The organism is Streptomyces sp. NPDC005794, from assembly GCF_042871445.1.
In the GTDB taxonomy this organism is placed as follows: domain Bacteria; phylum Actinomycetota; class Actinomycetes; order Streptomycetales; family Streptomycetaceae; genus Streptomyces.
The window spans coordinates 1-1,341 of the sequence record NZ_JBIAIN010000062.1 but is presented as its reverse complement, the minus strand read 5'-3'; the positions used below and the strand labels follow the sequence as shown (position 1 = coordinate 1,341).

General features: G+C 70.6%; 1 protein-coding gene. It reads right to left on the bottom strand.

Translation table 11 applies throughout. The features are described 5' to 3' along the window. Positions 1-1,082 (bottom strand): IS110 family transposase (locus ACFYQ5_RS36090; RefSeq protein ID WP_389203855.1); only part of this gene is annotated, 1,082 nt, incomplete at its 3' end. Positions 1,083-1,341 lie beyond the last annotated feature (259 nt).

Genomic DNA, 1,341 nt, shown 5'->3' with positions numbered 1-1,341 from the left:
TCGTAGTAGATCCGGGAGGACGGGTCGCTCTTGCAGCCGATCGCGGCGAACGCAGCCTGGAACAAGGCGCGTTTGAGGAGACGGTTGCCGCGGTGCGGTGCGTGCTCGCCGCGGATCGAGGTGCCCGAGGACTTCGTGGCGGGGGCGAGTCCGGCGTAGGAGGCGAGGTGCCCGGCGGTGGGGAAGCCGGTGCCGTCACCGATCGCGACGATCACCGCGGCCGTGGTCCTGACGCCCAGGCCGGGCAGGGACGTCAGGAGGTGGAAAAGAGGGAGGGCCTCCAGCAGGGCGGCGATCTCCTGCTCGGTGGCCTGGCGCTGGGTGTGGGCGGCGGCCAGCTGGGCGGCCAGGCCCGGCACGATCAGCGCGGACGCCTCGGTGCCGGGCACGACGAGGGTCTGCTCGGCGAGCGCGTCGTAGATCTCGGTGGTGAGGTGGTGGGCCTTGCGCGAGCCGTGCACCTTCAGCAGAGCCTCGCACCGCGTGCGGCCGAGCTTCTTCAGCCTGGCCGGGGAGCCGTGCCGGGACAGGAGGGCCTGGACGTAGGGGTAGGACAGGCGCGGGCCGAGCACGCGCTCGAGAGAGGGGTGGATCTGGGAGAGCAGACCGCGCAGCCGGTTGGTGGTGCGGTTGACCTCACCGGCGAGGTCGTTGTCGTAGCCGGTGAGCATCGTGAGCTCGGCCAGTACCTCGTCGTCGCGGTCCACCGCGCGCAGGGTGTGCGGGATGGACCGGGCGGTCTCGGCGATCACGAACGCGTCGCGGGCATCGGTCTTGGCCTCACCCGGGTGCAGGTCGGCTGCCCGCCGCATCGACAGCCCAGGCAGGTAGGCGACCCGGCAGCCCGCCGCGCGGGCCACCGTCAGCGGGAGGGCGCCGATGTTGGCGACCTGGTCCACGATCACCAGTACGGTGCCGAACTTCGCCACCATTTTGGTGAACAGCTCCAGCAGTTTCGGTTCGGTGTTGGGCAGCCGTTTGTCGTGCACGGTCCTACCGTCTCCGGTCCGGCCGTGGGCATGGTGGAACTCCTTGCCCAGGTCCAGGCCGAGGAAGAGATCTATCGCTGTCGTGTCGACCATGTGCGCGTGCCCCTCGCCTCTCGTCGCCTCAACTCCCGGCCGTCCCTGCGGCACCACACGCCGGCAACCACGTTACGCAGACATCCCCACCCGCAAAGCGGTCCGGCATTGCACCGGGCCAGGCGGTCGTCAGGCCCCTCATCAGCGGTCAAGCGGTGCCCCGAAGCCCGGCGGCAACACCCCCCAGGTCATCCGTTCGACAGGGGGCACACAGCCATACCGGGCCCGGGGGCCAGGCGCCCCATTGCGGGGCCACAAA